The sequence below is a fragment of the Dactylosporangium sp. NPDC049525 genome, assembly GCF_040676755.1.
In the GTDB taxonomy this organism is placed as follows: Bacteria; Actinomycetota; Actinomycetes; order Mycobacteriales; family Micromonosporaceae; genus Dactylosporangium.
The window spans coordinates 1-13,663 of record NZ_JBFAPO010000061.1; the positions used below are offsets into that span (position 1 = coordinate 1).

The following is a 13,663-nucleotide window of genomic DNA, read 5'->3' on the forward strand; positions in this document are numbered from 1 at the left end:
GCCTGCCCCCCCCGCCGCCCGTCCGATCGCCGGGCTAGCGCGCCGGGCCGGGCAAGCCTACGGTGCGGCTGCTGCGGGCCGCGCCGGCGCGCGAGCCGGGCTAGCGCACGAGCCGGGCAAGCGCTGGCGCTGGCGCTGGCGCTGTTCGACGATCCGGTCCTCTCGTTGTGGGGGATCGGATCGCTGCTTGCGCAGCTGGGTGCGCCGGTGCGTTGGTTACGTCCGGTTGGGTTCGCGTGCGTGGTTGGCATGCCCTGTCGAACAACCGGAAGGATCCTCGGGGCCAGGGCACCGAGAATCCTTCGGGTTGTAGGAAGACATCAGCCCGCGGAAACCCCAGCAACGCGCGGCGCGACCGGCCATCGCCCACGTCCGGGCCGAAGGCCGCGACAAGCGCGGAACGGCGGGACGGCTCAGTGGCGGTGGGACGTCAGCGGGCGAGTTGGTCTGCGAGGTCGTTCAGGTCGTGGATCGGCACGTCGCCGGACAGACCCCGCAGTGCCGCGACCCGCATCCCGGCGGCGTGGCCCGCGTTGATGCCGGGCTGGGAGTCCTCGACCACCAGGCAGTCCTTCGGGTCGACGCCGAGCAGCGCGGCGCCGGCCAGGTACGGCGCAGGGTCGGGCTTGCCGCGTGGCGTGTCCTCGACCGTGACGAGGTGGCGGATCGGCAGGCCGGCGGCGTGCAGGCGGACCGTGGCGAGGCGCCGGTCGGCGCTGGTGACGACGGCCCACGGCAGATCGATGGCGTCCAGAGTGTGCAGCAGCCGGGCGGCGCCGGGGAGGGCGGCGACGTCGTCGAGGTCGTCGTACTGCAGCTCGAGGTTGCGCTGGGCGGCCACAGCCACGGCAGCGTCGCTGAGGTCTGGGCGGACGGTGCGGATCGTCGTGGCGGCCGGGTTGCCGTGCAGGAGCGGGGCGAGGACCTCGACGGCGACGGTGTGCTCGGCGGCCCACCGGTGCCAGGCGCGCTCCACGGCGGCGTCGGAGTCGACGAGGGTGCCGTCCATGTCGAGCAGCACGGCCTTGACGGGGATCATGCCGGGTCCTCCTGGAACTGGGGTCGCCCGTAGCGGAGCTTCATGACCACGAGGGTGACCAGGGCCGCGCCGGTTGCCGCATTGGTGAGCACGATCGGCACGTCGCCTTGGGACGCGCCATACACGACCCAGAGGACGACGCCGGAGGCCAGGGCGAGCAGGTACACCCACGAGATGTCGCCGACGGATCTGGTCCGCCACGACCGGGCGAGTTGCGGCAGCCAGCATCCCGTGGTGAGAATCCCGGCCAGCACGCCGAGCACCGACATCGCGGCCTCCATTTTAAACTCGTCCGACGAGTATATTGTACAACGATGGACCATCGCGCGGAGACACTGCGGGTGCAGGGGGCGCTCGCGATGCTGCGGTGCGCGCACCGGTTCCCAGGGATCACGCGGGCCGAGGCGGCGGTGCGGCTCGGGCTGAGCAGCGGCTCGGCGGCGGGCATCATGGGGCGGCTGCGCGAGGCCCGGCTGCTCGCCGAGGCGCCGGCGCCGCAGACCGGTGGGCGCGGCCGGCCGACCGCTGCGCTGGTGCCCCACCCGGACGGACCGCTCGTCGCCGTGGTCGACATCAGCCACGCGACCTGGACGGTGACGACCGCGGCGATCGGTGGAGCGCTTGCCCCAGCGGCGGTCCACCGGCATCTCGGGTTGCCCGCCGATGCGGTGTTGCCGTCGGTACGTGACGCGCTCGCCGAACTGCACGGACCGCGGCTACGGGCGGTCGGGGTCGCGATCCCCGGCACCGTGCACGGCCACACGCTGGTCGAGGCAACGAACCTTGGCTGGCGCGGCGTGGACCTGCGCGGGCTGACGGACCTGCCGCTCGCGGTCGGCAACGACGCGTCCCTGGCCGGGGTGGCCGAGGCGCTGCGGGGCGCGGCCCGTGACGCGAGCGTGGCGCTGCACCTGACGGTCGAGGTCGGTGTCGGCGGGGTCCTCATCGTCGACGGCCGGCCGGTGCTCGGCGCGGCGGGTGCCGGCGGCGAGTTCGGGCACTTGCCGTTCGGCGACTCTGCCCGGCGCTGCCCGTGCGGCGCGTGGGGATGCTGGGACCTGGAGGTCGACGGCCGGGCGATGGCCCGGCACGCGGGGCGGCGCGCCCCGGCGGACCCGAGGGCGTACGCGGAACGCACCATCGCCGCGGCCCTGGCCGGTGACGCGGGCGCCGCCGCGGCGTGCCGGGCGACCGCGACGGCGCTCGGGCGGGGCATCGGCGCGCTGCTCAACGCCGTCGACCCGGCCGTGGTCACTCTCGGCGGTCTGGGCGCGGACCTGCTGTCGGTCGCCGGTGCGGCCCTGCACGCCGGGGTCCGCCGCGGCGCGATGGCGTGGCGCCGCGACGATCTGCCCCCGGTCCTGCCGGCGGCGCTCGGCTCCGCCGGCCCGGCGATCGGCGTCGCGGAGAGCGCGATGGCCCTCGTGCTGACCGAGCATGCCCTCACCATCTGAGCATGCCGCCGCCACCACCGCCGCAGCCCCCGCCCGCCACCGCCGCAGCCCCGCCCGCCGCAGCCCCGCCCGCTGCTGCCGCCGCACGCCGCACGCTGCCGCCGCCCGCCGCCGCAGCCGCCGTTGCCACGGCCACGGCCGCGGCCACGCAGCCACGACGCTCGGACCGGGCCGTAGCCTGAAGATCACGTCAACGGAACAGGGAGATGAGCGACCCTATGGGCACGTGGGACGTCGGGCCGTTCGGCAACGACGACGCCGCAGACTTCGCCTACGACCTCGACGAGGCGCCGATGCAGGCGCGCGTCGACATGATCGGCCGCGCGCTCGACCGCGTCATAGACGCAGCGGACGACTCCGGCCTGCCGGACGCCCCACGAGCCGTCGCCGCCGCAGCCCTGATCGCCGCGCAGTATCCCGGCGGCGAATCGGCCTCCACCCGCGGCCCGTCGACACCCATGCCGCAGTTCCCGGCCTATTTCCGGGAACTGGCGATCAACGCCCTGGACCGCGTGATCACCGCACCGGCGTGGCTCACCGAAGACTGGGACGCGAAGCCCGAAGGGCCCGCCTGGCGCCGGACCATCGCCGACCTGCGCAACGTCCTTGACCCGCCCCAGGAGGAAGCGCTCTTCGACATCTGACGGCCGGCTCCGACAGTCAGGGGTTGATCAGGGTCAGGGTGAGTGTGGACTGGTAGTTGCCCTTGGGGGACACGTCCGGCATGCGCAGTTCGAGGTCTGTGGTCAGGCGGACCGTGCCGAGCCCGCTGCCCGGCACGGCCATCGCGATGAGCCGCGGGACCGCGACGCCTTCGCTGCCCGGGTCGAGCAGGCGTGACGGGGCCTCGGCACCGAGGTTGACCGTGCCTTCGGCGTCGCCGGGATCGGTGTCGTACGCCGGGCGCCAGCCCAGGTTTGCGGCCGGCACCGTCGCCGCGCCGTTGGTGAAGTCGAACGCCTGCCCGGTCAGCGCCCACCCGGGCTGGGCGGGACGCGAGTCGGTCACCGCGACGCCGGTGAGGCGCCCGGTGAACACCCAGGCGTGCCGATGGCCGGTCGGATCCGTGCCCTGGACCGGGTGGCCGCCCGGCAGCGACGGGTCGATCTGCTGGAGCTGCACCCGGGTCCCGGCGGCCACGGTGAGCGTGAGGCCCCCGGCGTACGGCTGGCTGTCGTTCGCGGCGTCCAGCGGGACATAAGCGCCGTGATCGCAGGTGCAGGGCCGCACCTCGTATTCGCTCAGCGCGGACGTGGACTGCGCGCCGGACGGTGACGACGGGAGAAACACCGCCACGAACCGGTGCGGCCTGGCGGTGGCGGCCGCCGGCACGGTCAGCGTCGCGCTGCCGTCCAGCGCCAGGTGCGCCTCGCCGAGGTCGGTGGTGCCGTCGAAGAAGTGGACCGCGCCCGGCAAGGTGGGCAGATCGGTGGCCGTGAGTGTGACCGGCACCGTGTTGCCCGCGTCCGGCGCAACCACCGGGCCGGGTGGCGTGACCGCAAGCTTCATGGCCGGCCAGCCGGACACCGCCAGGACGGGCACGACCGCCGACCGCAGCTCCGGTAGTGACGTGCCGAGCAGGGAGAGCGTGGCCGTGTAGTAGTGGATGCCTTCGCCGGGGTTGGCGCGCCCGGTGTAGACGTTGGGCTCGACCAGTGTCCCGCCCTGCAGTCCCCGCGCACCGTCGAGGAAGTACACGCTCCCCTGCCGACCGATCAGGTTCGCGCGTGCGGTCAGGGTGACGTCGCTACCGGCGCCGACCACGTCCGGATCGGCGGTCAACGTGACCGCGGGCGGCGGTGCCACGGGCTCGTCGATGTGGATCTCGCCGCGCAGCGCGGACGGGCTGCCGTCGCAGTGCTGTTCGAAGCTTGCGTCCAGGCGCTGCAGATAGGCAAGGTTGGGTCCGAAGTAGCTGGCAGGCCCCAGCACGATGTCGCGGATGGTGAAGGTCCCGGTGACGGTGTTGCAGCCACGGTGCTCGCCGTCGATCTCCATGCCCGGCTGGTCCACTGTGCTGAGCGGGTACCGGGCCGCTCCGGTGAAGACGCCGCCGGGCCGCAGGGCAGGACCCGCCTGGGCCGCCGCGAGGGTGATCGACCAGAGAACGCCACCCTTGGTGATGGAGAGCTTGATCCACCGGCTGCTGTTGTCGGCTTCGACCCAGATGTCGTCGCCGGCCGCGGACGAGAACTGGTAGGACCTGCCCTGACCGATCCAGTCGCCCGGTTCGCTGGTCATCGTGACGGTCGTGCTGCCGGCGTCCTGCGCCTGAGCGGTGCCGCCGGGTGACAACGTGACGATCAGCGCCGCGGTCAGCACCGTCGCCGCCGTCCACCAGGATTGCGCCCGCAACGTCATCTCATCTCCTCGCCTGTGGCTCTCGCCGATCTTGGCACCGGGCGGTGGCCGCGACCGTCCCGAAAGGCGACGCGGGAGGCCACGCCCGGTGAACGGCAGCGGGAGGCCAGACGAACATCGGCGAGCGCCGCCGGGAGCGCTCGCGGGCGGTCAGGAGGGCATGCGTACGCCGCGCGGTCGGCGGACGCCCGCAGGGTGATGCCGTTGCCGGGGTCGACGGCCGGGTCCGCGCCGCGGGCCAGCAGCAGGTCCACGACCGCAGCCCGGCCCTGGGCAGCGCCGTGCCGGGGGCGTCTGCGGGCGTGATGTGCGCCCAGGTGCCGGCGACGACCTCGTCGCGGGTGAGCCGGCGGCGTGCGCCGTCGGTCGCGACGGTGTACAGCCCGCGGAATCGCCAACCCATCGGCGCACCCTGGCGACCCCGGGGTGAGGTCAGGGAGAAACCCTGACGCGGTCGCGAGCACTCGGGTGCTAACGTTACACATGTAAGAAAGTTCTTACACGTGAAGGAGCATCATGACAGCGAGTCCGCCCAACGGCGACGACCTGGTCGAGATGCTGGCAGCCCTCTCCAACCCGCTGCGACTGCGCATCGTCGCGAAGCTTGCCGGCGGCCGTGACTACGTGAGCCGACTCGCCCGGGAGATCGGCGTGAGCCGACCCCTGCTGCACATGCATCTCCAGCGTCTCGAGGCGGCCGGCCTGATCGTCGGCAGCCTGGAGCTCTCCGAGGACGGCAAGGCGATGAAGTACTACGAAGTCGCGGACTTCGACCTGCACCTGACCGCCACGACCCTGGCCGCGGCGGCCGAAACCCTCACCGACCCCGACAAGGGTCCTGCCCGAAAGGAGAGATCCTGATGTATCTGAGCGCGGAAGAGATCACCTGGCCGGAGATCACGGCCTTCCTCGGCCTCCTGCTGGCCGCACTGTTCCTGTTCGGATTCTCCATGGCGAGCTGGTTGGAGTACCGCAAGCTGAAGGTCGCCGGGCAGCAGCAGGAGGACCTGCGCCAGTTGGTCCACCGCTACGAGCAGCTGGCCGAGAACACGATGGACGCCCAGAAGCGTATCGCCACCGACGTCGCGGACATGCGGGCGCGGACCGCGGCGATCGAGACGATCCTGCGGACCGTCGAATGAGACGCGCGATCGCGGTCCTCGGGCTGTGGCTCGTCGCCGGCTTCCTGCTGCTGCCCCTGGCGGGCAAGCTCGGCGACGTCACCTCGACCGATACGGCGCTGGTGCTGCCGCGCAGCGCCGAGACGACCCGGGAGCTGCTGCGGGAGCGGGAGGCGTTCCCCGGCACGGGCACGCCGGTGGCGGTGGTCGTCTACGTCCGCGACGGCGGGATCACCGACGCCGACCGGTCCACTGTGGACGCCGACCGGGCCGCCTTCGCGGCGGTGGCGGTCGGCGACGTCGGACCGGTGACGGCGAGCAGGGACGGGCAGGCGCTGCTGCTGTCGTTCCCGGTCGCGGACAAGGCGGCCGTGAAGCAGGTGAAGGCGGCCGTCGCGGACTCGCCGGCCGGGCTGCGCACCGCGGTCACCGGTGAGGCCGGCGCCCTGGCGGACCTGGACGAGATCGGCGAGGGCGTGGACACCACGCTGTTCCTGGCCGCGGCCGGCATCGTGGCGGTGCTGCTGCTGCTCACGTACCGCAGCCCGGTGCTGTGGATCATCCCGCTGCTGTCGGCCGCGGCGGCCAGTCAGTTCACCTCCGCGATCGTCTACCTCATGGGTAAGCACCTGGACGTGACGGTGACCGCGGACCTCACGACAATGATGACGGTGCTGGTGTTCGGCGCGGGCACGGACTACGCGTTGCTGCTCATCGCCCGGTACCGGGAGGAGCTGCACCGCCACCGGGACCGCACGACGGCGATGGCGGTCGCGCTGCGCAGGTCCTTCCCGGCGATCCTCGCCTCGGCGGCGACCGTGACGATCGGCGTGCTGTGCCTGCTGGCCGCGCAGATGAACGACATGCGCAGCTTCGGTCCGATCGCCGCGACCGGCATCATCGTTTCCCTCGCGGTGATGACGACGCTGCTGCCGGCGATGCTGGTGCTGCTGGGCCGCTGGGTCTTCTGGCCGTTCGTGCCGCGCTTCGGCGCCGCCGTCGCGGTGCGCCGTGGGGGCTGGCACCGGGTCGCGGACCTTGTCGGCCGCCGCCCGCGGACATTGTGGACAGTCACCGCGGTCGTGCTGGTCCTGCTCGGCCTGGGCGTGTTCGGGCTGCGGCTGGGGCAGAACACGTCGCAGATGTACACCGGTGAGGTCGGCTCGGTCGTCGGCCAGCAGCTCGTCGAGCGGCACTACTCCGGCGGGGCCACGTCCCCGGCGGTGGTCGTCGCGGCGGCGTCCACTGTGGACGGTGTGGTGGCCGCGGCGAAGGGCGTCGCCGGGGTGGCAGACGCGACCGCGACGGCCCGCTCCGCGGACGGCCGCTGGGTGCGCATTGCCGCGACCCTCGCCGACCCGCCGGACTCCGGCGCGGCGATGGCGACGATCGACCGGCTGCGGGCCGCGGTGCACGCGGTGCCGGGCGCGGACGCCGTCGTCGGCGGGCAGACGGCGACGCTCGTGGACGTCGGGCGGGCCTCGGAGCGCGACAACGCGATCGTCATGCCGCTCATCCTGGCCGTGGTGTTCATTGTGCTGGTCCTGCTGCTGCGGGCGATCGTGGCGCCGCTGCTGCTGGCCGCGAGCGTGGCGGTGTCCTACGTGGCGGCGATGGGCCTGTCGGGCCTCATCTTCACCGCGATCGGGCACCCGCACATCATCCAGGGGATGCCGCTGTACGCCTGGCTGTTCCTGGTGACCCTCGGCGTGGACTACACCATCTTCCTGATGACCAGGGCGCGGGAAGAGGTGGCGACCCGCGGCAACCGCGACGGGATGCTCGCCGCCCTCACCACCACCGGCGGCGTCATCACCAGTGCGGGGCTGGTCCTGGCGGGGACGTTCGGGGTGCTGGTGGTGCTGCCGTTCGTCGCGGCGATCCAGATGGGCGTGATCGTCGCGGTCGGGGTGCTGCTGGACACGTTCGTGGTGCGCACGCTGCTGGTGCCGGCCCTGGCGATCGACGTGGGACCGCGGCTGTGGTGGCCGAGCCGTCCCGCCGCGCGGCCGGTCGCACCACCACCCGCGCGGGTGACGGCCGACCTGGCCGGCTGAGGGCCCTGGCCGGCGGCCCCGGCCCGCACCGAGAGGACCGCTATCCGGTACTACCGGGTAGCGGTACTCGGTGCTACCGTATAGCGGTACCCGGTGGTATGAGGTACCGGTGGCCGGAGAGGAGCCGCGATGGACGACCTGACGGAAATGCTGAAGGGCACGCTCGAAGGCTGCGTGCTCGAGATCATCGGCGGCGAGGAGACCTACGGGTATGCCATCACGCGCCGGCTGAACGAGCTCGGTTTCACCGACGTCATCGACGGGACGGTGTACACGATCCTGCTGCGGCTGGAGCGCAACGGGCTCGTCCAGGTGACGAAACGGCCGTCCGAGGTGGGGCCGCCGCGCAAGTTCTACGCGCTCAACGACGCCGGGCGTGAGGAACTCGCGACGTTCTGGGCGAAGTGGCAGTACGTCTCGTCACGCATTGACAGGCTCAAGGAGGGTGGGAGATGAGCTTCTGGGAGACCATCACGGGCAGCGACCTCACCAGGGAATGGAAGGCGTTCGAGGCCCGGGCGGAGGTGTTGCCGGCCGACTACCGGGCGGCATGGGAGCAGATCAAGGCCGGCCTCTTCCCCTATGCGGGCTTCACGGGCCGCAACCTGACGCCGATCGTCGACGCCGCCCTCGGGCTGCTCGAAGAGGCGTCGTCGGACGGGCAGGGCGTCGACGAGGTGCTCGGCGACGACATCCCGGGCTTCTGCACGGCGTTGGCCGGCGGAGAGGGGGCCCGGACCTATCGCGACCGGTGGCGCGAGCAGTTGAACCGGAACGTCGCAAGAAAACTGGGCCGGCTAGGAGGCTGACGTGGGCATCCAGGACATCATCGAGGGCAAGAAGCAGTGGCGGGCGCACGTGGCCCGGGTCAAGGCGCTCCCGCCGGACTACCAGATCGTCTACAAGGAGATGCAGAAGTACCTGTTCAAGGTCGGGCCGGTCGACCTGTTCGACGGGCGCCTGCTGTCCGGGATCGTCGACTTCTTCGAGGAAGGCGTCGCGGCCGGCAAGGGGGTTCTGGAGGTCGTCGGCACCGACGTCGCCGCCTTCTGCGACGACCTGGTCAAGGACTCGCCCACCTACGCGGACGCCGTTCAGGAGTCCATCAGCGGGAAACCCGGCACCGACGGGAAGTGACACCGGCCGTGTGGTAGGTTCGTACACATGTTCGAACAACTTCCGCGGGTGTAGGTCGTTGGTGCTTGGGAAGGGTGGTCCCGATGCCTCGCAAAGACCTCACCGACGTCCTCCGCATGCTGCTGCGACGCCCCGCCCGGGGCGACGGCTTCGCGGTGCGCCTCGACTGGCCCGGCTACGGGCCGGTGCTGGTGTGCCACGACCTGACCCAGTTCACACCCAGCCTGGAGCACGCTACCCGGCGGGTCGCCAGCACCGAGCGGTATTGGGCGAGGGGCCCGCTGCGGCCCCTCGCCGTCACCGTCGTGCCGATCGACTACGCCACCTACCGCGCACACCCGCGCGAGTGTGACTCGACGGCCTGCCCGACGACGGCCGCGCTGCTCGGCATGGGCCACGTGAAGCCGGGCATTATGCTCTCCGCTCATGACCGCGACGGTGGAGCTGGGGGAGATCACCTGCCCCTCGGGTGAGCTGGTGCTCATGGACGGCGGCTACCTGCGCCTGTGGTCCGGTGACCGGCCGCCGGAGCAGGAGGGCGAGGCGGACGTCCCGCCGGGCGTCGACTACGAGATCGTCGGCCCCGACGCCGACGCCGCCGCGCGGTCCTTCGACCGGCAGTGGGGCCGGACCGTCTATGACATCCCGCGGCGCTCCGCCGCCGAGTTCGTCGGCCTGTTCGACGAGCACTGCCGCGAGCACGGCCACGACGCCAGCCTGCGGCCGTTCGCCGGGCAGGTGCCGCACCGCGACCGGGCCCGCCGCGCGGCCGCCGCCGGTGACCCCGGCTTCATCGTCAGCGGCGTGCCGGTCGCGGTCGTCGGCGGCGTGCCGGCCGACCGGCCGCTGCGCGTCACCGCCGAGCCCGGCGACGACTACGGGTGGCGGCACATCCGCATCGAGGCCGGGCCCGGGCCGGTGGCGCACCGCCGCGAGCTCGCCAGCATCGGCGTCGACCACGCCCGGTTCGTGTTCGCCGACGCCGGCGCGCTCGACGAGTGGGTCCACGACCTGCCGATCGACGGCCTCGCCGACGTCGTGTTCTGGGGCCGCGACCAGGACGCGCTCGCGGACGAGCTCGGCGCGCCGCGGGCCGGGCAGGACGGCTTCGGCTGGCTCGACCTGCCGGTCGCCGACGCGTACCCGCGCGCCCTGGACCTGGAGCGCCGCCGCGACGACCCGGCGGGGCCGAAGTTCAACTTCGACTTCCGGCCCCACTCGCATCACTGGCAGGTGATGGCCGGCGTCCGCGCCGCCGAGCACGAGGCCGCCACCATCCCCGTCGGGGGCGCCGAGGTCATGTTCGCCATGACGTCTGTCGGCGACGGCTTCTTCCCCGTCCACGCGGAGCTCGACGCGGACGGCGCGCTCGTCGCGGTGCAGATCTCCATCGACGCGGAGTGAGCCCGGTCCGCTGACGCACCGGCCACCAAGACGGCCACCGGCCGCAGCTGTCCGCCTGATCAACCGCATCGATGCGCCGCCGCCGCGCCCACCGGGCGCGATACGCTCGCCGTCACGGCTCGTGATCATCTGATTTCCGTGCGTGCCGGTGGACCGAGTGAGGACGCCAGATGCGCACCCGTCGAACCGTGCTGCTCGACCTCGCCGCGAGCGCATTCGCCCTCACCCGCGCCCAGCCTGCCGGCGCCGCCACCGAGGAAGCCGAGGCGGCCGGGGCGGTAGCGGCGATCAGGGTCGTCCGGGCAACACCCGGCCCGCCGGAACGACCGGAGATCACCGTGCCGGCCGGCTACGAGCTGCTCGCCGGCGCGCAGTACCAGGTAACCAGCCGCGCCGAGTTCACCGCGTTCGTGCAAGGCCCCGCGAGCGGCGGCGTCACAGTGCACGTCCGCTGGCCCGGCCAGCCGATCCGGTCCGTGATCGCCGGTGACCGCCGGCTGCCGATGACCGACCTGGCCGGCGACGGGACCGCGGTCGCGGTCGACCTGCCGGTCGTAGGAGCCTCCGCGGCCGCGGACTCACCGACGATCCAGCTGTGGAGCGAACTGTCCGGCGTGGACAGCGGGATCCTCTGGCTCGTCGCCCACAACGACCCGGACCGCGCGGCCGGTGTCTGGCAGGGGCGGGCCTGGCCGGCCGGCGAGGTGCGCGCGGTGGTGTCCTACGTCGCGGCCTGCGACGCCATCCTGCGCGACTGCGGCGCCGCCGCCGAGGCACGCCGGCGCGGGCACTTCTTCGCCCTGGAAGGATTCGAGACGAACAACCCGCTGCATCAGGACAACCCGCCGCACTGGCACATGTCCTACTACCCGGGCGCGACGACCCGGGCCGTGCCGGCCACGGTGCCGCACTTCTGGGTCGACGCGCGGGGCCGCACGTTCTACAACGGCCAGGACGTCACCGGGCAGGGCCGGTCCAGGTACTCCGCGGACCGGCCCGCCCCGATCTTCGACGGCGCCGGCGGCCGCGTCCTCACCACCGTCATCCGCGCCGACGGCGGGCTCGACGTGATCCCGCCGTACGGCCCGGCGTACAGCATCACGTCGGTCACCGGTGACTACACCGGCCCGGTCGAGATCCTCCGCGGCGGTGTCCGCTGGCGCACCGTGGTCACCGAGGACCTCGTCCGGGACGGCATCCTGCGCATCGACGTCAGCGGCATCGACCAGGACCCGGCCCGGGAGCGGGTCGAGTACGAGTACGACGCGCTGACCGGGTCGGTGCTGCAGCGCCGCCCGTTCTGAGGACGACGGCGCGGCACCGACCCGGTCAGGGGTTCAGCAGTGCCAGATCAACGGGCGCCGGTTGCCGTCGGTCGCGGTGGCGCCGGTGATGGTGCGGCCGTCGTCGCTGATCGAGTACGCCACGGCACCCGGCCCGTTCGGGGGCAGCAGCACGCCGGGCGGCAGCGGCAGCTGCTCCACGGTGCGCTGCGGCGTGACCCTGGTCGGCTGGTTGTAGTCGCCGCCCGTGGTGATCGCCCAGCCGCCGGGGGTGCCGTCGGTGACGTCGTACGGGACGCCGACGAGCACGGTCACCTGGTCGAGGCCGAGGTCCCAGCGGATCGCGACGACCCGGTTCTCGCCGGTGACGGCCGCCATCCCGAACACGATCGCGCCGCGCAGCGCCGTCACCGTCGCGTACTCGTGGCCCGGGGGCGTCGGCAGCAGCGCCGGCGTCCCGTCGGGGGACCAGCGCGTCGGCGCGCCACGCACGTTGCCGACCACGTGGCCGTCGTCGGTCAGCCCGACCGCCTGCGAGCCACCGGTGTTCGGCTCGCCGTACCCGGCGGGCATGGCCAGCGCGCGCACGGTGCCGGGCCGGTCGGCCGGCCAGATGACCGGGACGGTGTCGTCGTTGGCCTCGCCCATCGCGGCGCCGACCACGTCGCCGCGGGCGTTCACCGCGGTCGGGAACGAGTAGTCGTAGCCGGCGAGCTTCGCCAGCATCGTCTTCGTGCCGTTGTGGTACGTCCACGCCAGGCCGTGGCTGGCCTGGTCGACCTCGTCGTAGCCGACGATGACCCCGGCGTTGTTGACCGCCACCACCTGCCCGGTCGCGCCCGGGTAGGGCACCGTCCGGCCGTTGTCGAAGCGGACCGCGGTGCCGCCGACGGTGCCGACGATCACCCGTCCCGCCGGGTCGACGGCGGGGATCCCGGCCGGGCCGGTCACCTCGAGCTGGTCGACGGTGCAGTCGGCGTAGGACGCGTCCGTCGGCGGCCCGGCCTGGACCCCGCGGCCGCCGCCGCCCGTCGGGGCGACGCCGAGCGCATAGGTGGTGCCGGCCGCGACGACCAGGGCGGCCGCCGCGGCGCCCGCCACGATCGTGCCGCGGCGAGCCTGCCGCCGGCCGGTCGCAATGGCCAGCCCGATGTCGGCGGTCGTCGGTGGCACGTCGACGGCCAGCATCAGGTCCCTGAGGTAGTCGTCCTCATCCATGTGAACGCATTCCAATCGTCTTCGGGTAATCCAGGAGCGCGGCCCGCAGCACGGCGAGCCCCCTGGAGGACTGGCTTTTGACGGTGCCGACGGAGCAGCCGAGGGTCTCGGCGACCTCGTCGACCGGCCGGTCGAGCAGGAACCGCAGCACCAGCACGGCGCGCTGCCGCGGCGGCAGCGTCCGCAGCGCCGCGACCAGGACACCCCGGTCGTCGACGGTGCCGTACGGCTCGTCGCCGCCGGCCAGGCCGTCCTCGGCGTGCGGCAGCAGCCGCACCAGGGACCAGAGCCGCCGCCGCTCGTCGATGTAGGTGCGCACGAGCATCCGGTGCACGTACGCGTCGACGTTGTCGGCGCGGCTCGCCTTCTTCCAGCTCCGGTACAACTTCGTGATGGTGACCTGCACGACGTCGTCGGCACGGTCCTTGTCACCGCCGCACAGCAGGTACGCGGCGCGATGGAGCGCTGTCAGCCGCGCCGACACGTACGTCGTGTAGTCGGCTTCGCTGTCACTGCGCATCCGGGCTCCTCCCTGTCGCCTTCCACCCATCCGACGGGGGCGGGACCGGCGCAGGTTGAGAAGGAGTTT

16 protein-coding genes are annotated in these 13,663 nt (G+C 72.8%); 11 read left to right on the forward strand and 5 right to left on the reverse strand.

Annotated features, from left to right (window positions below; genetic code table 11):
• Positions 1 to 430: 430 nt before the first annotated feature.
• Positions 431 to 1,039 carry an HAD-IA family hydrolase gene (locus AB0K00_RS47470; protein ID WP_363536303.1) on the reverse strand — a complete coding sequence of 203 codons (609 nt, stop codon included), beginning with the start codon at positions 1,037 to 1,039 and terminating at the stop codon, positions 431 to 433.
• Complete coding sequence (locus AB0K00_RS47475; RefSeq protein ID WP_363536306.1) at positions 1,036 to 1,320, reverse strand: SemiSWEET transporter; 285 nt, start codon at positions 1,318 to 1,320, stop codon at positions 1,036 to 1,038. The genes AB0K00_RS47470 and AB0K00_RS47475 overlap by 4 nt, the downstream gene beginning before the upstream one ends.
• A gap of 33 nt (positions 1,321 to 1,353) precedes the next feature.
• Between AB0K00_RS47475 and AB0K00_RS47480 the strand changes: the two genes are divergently transcribed.
• Both AB0K00_RS47480 and AB0K00_RS47485 read left to right on the forward strand, forming a co-directional pair.
• Positions 1,354 to 2,493 carry an ROK family protein gene (locus tag AB0K00_RS47480; protein ID WP_363536309.1) on the forward strand — a complete coding sequence of 380 codons (1,140 nt, stop codon included), beginning with the start codon at positions 1,354 to 1,356 and terminating at the stop codon, positions 2,491 to 2,493.
• 206 nt (positions 2,494 to 2,699) lie between these two features.
• Positions 2,700 to 3,137: a DUF4259 domain-containing protein gene (locus tag AB0K00_RS47485; RefSeq protein ID WP_363536312.1), complete on the forward strand. Its 438-nt coding sequence runs from the start codon at positions 2,700 to 2,702 to the stop codon at positions 3,135 to 3,137.
• A 16-nt stretch (positions 3,138 to 3,153) separates the two neighbouring features.
• Here the strand turns inward: AB0K00_RS47485 and AB0K00_RS47490 are convergent, their stop codons facing one another.
• Complete coding sequence (locus AB0K00_RS47490) at positions 3,154 to 4,854, reverse strand: hypothetical protein (protein ID WP_363536315.1); 1,701 nt, start codon at positions 4,852 to 4,854, stop codon at positions 3,154 to 3,156.
• A 516-nt stretch (positions 4,855 to 5,370) separates the two neighbouring features.
• Here AB0K00_RS47490 and AB0K00_RS47495 point away from each other — a divergent pair.
• From AB0K00_RS47495 to AB0K00_RS47535, 9 genes are all read left to right on the forward strand, one after another.
• Complete coding sequence (locus AB0K00_RS47495) at positions 5,371 to 5,715, forward strand: winged helix-turn-helix domain-containing protein (RefSeq protein ID WP_363536318.1); 345 nt, start codon at positions 5,371 to 5,373, stop codon at positions 5,713 to 5,715.
• Entirely contained in the window at positions 5,715 to 5,996 is a 282-nt protein-coding gene (locus tag AB0K00_RS47500) for a hypothetical protein (RefSeq protein ID WP_363536321.1), read from the forward strand. Before AB0K00_RS47495 ends, AB0K00_RS47500 begins: the two co-directional genes overlap by 1 nt.
• Positions 5,993 to 8,032: an MMPL family transporter gene (locus tag AB0K00_RS47505; RefSeq protein ID WP_363536324.1), complete on the forward strand. Its 2,040-nt coding sequence runs from the start codon at positions 5,993 to 5,995 to the stop codon at positions 8,030 to 8,032. The genes AB0K00_RS47500 and AB0K00_RS47505 overlap by 4 nt, the downstream gene beginning before the upstream one ends.
• A 129-nt stretch (positions 8,033 to 8,161) precedes the next feature.
• Entirely contained in the window at positions 8,162 to 8,488 is a 327-nt protein-coding gene (locus tag AB0K00_RS47510) for a PadR family transcriptional regulator (RefSeq protein WP_363536327.1), read from the forward strand.
• Positions 8,485 to 8,841: a DUF1048 domain-containing protein gene (locus AB0K00_RS47515; RefSeq protein ID WP_363536329.1), complete on the forward strand. Its 357-nt coding sequence runs from the start codon at positions 8,485 to 8,487 to the stop codon at positions 8,839 to 8,841. Before AB0K00_RS47510 ends, AB0K00_RS47515 begins: the two co-directional genes overlap by 4 nt.
• Position 8,842: 1 nt before the next feature.
• On the forward strand, positions 8,843 to 9,169 hold the full coding sequence (locus AB0K00_RS47520) for a DUF1048 domain-containing protein (RefSeq protein ID WP_363536332.1): 327 nt from the start codon (positions 8,843 to 8,845) through the stop codon (positions 9,167 to 9,169).
• Between the two features lie 83 nt (positions 9,170 to 9,252).
• A complete protein-coding gene (locus AB0K00_RS47525) occupies positions 9,253 to 9,642 on the forward strand; it encodes a hypothetical protein (RefSeq protein WP_363536335.1) in 390 nt (129 codons plus the stop codon).
• A complete protein-coding gene (locus AB0K00_RS47530) occupies positions 9,596 to 10,573 on the forward strand; it encodes a hypothetical protein (RefSeq protein WP_363536338.1) in 978 nt (325 codons plus the stop codon). Before AB0K00_RS47525 ends, AB0K00_RS47530 begins: the two co-directional genes overlap by 47 nt.
• A gap of 170 nt (positions 10,574 to 10,743) precedes the next feature.
• Complete coding sequence (locus AB0K00_RS47535) at positions 10,744 to 11,877, forward strand: hypothetical protein (protein WP_363536341.1); 1,134 nt, start codon at positions 10,744 to 10,746, stop codon at positions 11,875 to 11,877.
• A gap of 33 nt (positions 11,878 to 11,910) precedes the next feature.
• Here AB0K00_RS47535 and AB0K00_RS47540 read toward each other — a convergent pair whose 3' ends face one another.
• A complete protein-coding gene (locus tag AB0K00_RS47540; protein WP_363536344.1) occupies positions 11,911 to 13,074 on the reverse strand; it encodes a hypothetical protein in 1,164 nt (387 codons plus the stop codon).
• A complete protein-coding gene (locus AB0K00_RS47545; RefSeq protein ID WP_363536347.1) occupies positions 13,067 to 13,594 on the reverse strand; it encodes a SigE family RNA polymerase sigma factor in 528 nt (175 codons plus the stop codon). Before AB0K00_RS47545 ends, AB0K00_RS47540 begins: the two co-directional genes overlap by 8 nt.
• Positions 13,595 to 13,663 lie beyond the last annotated feature (69 nt).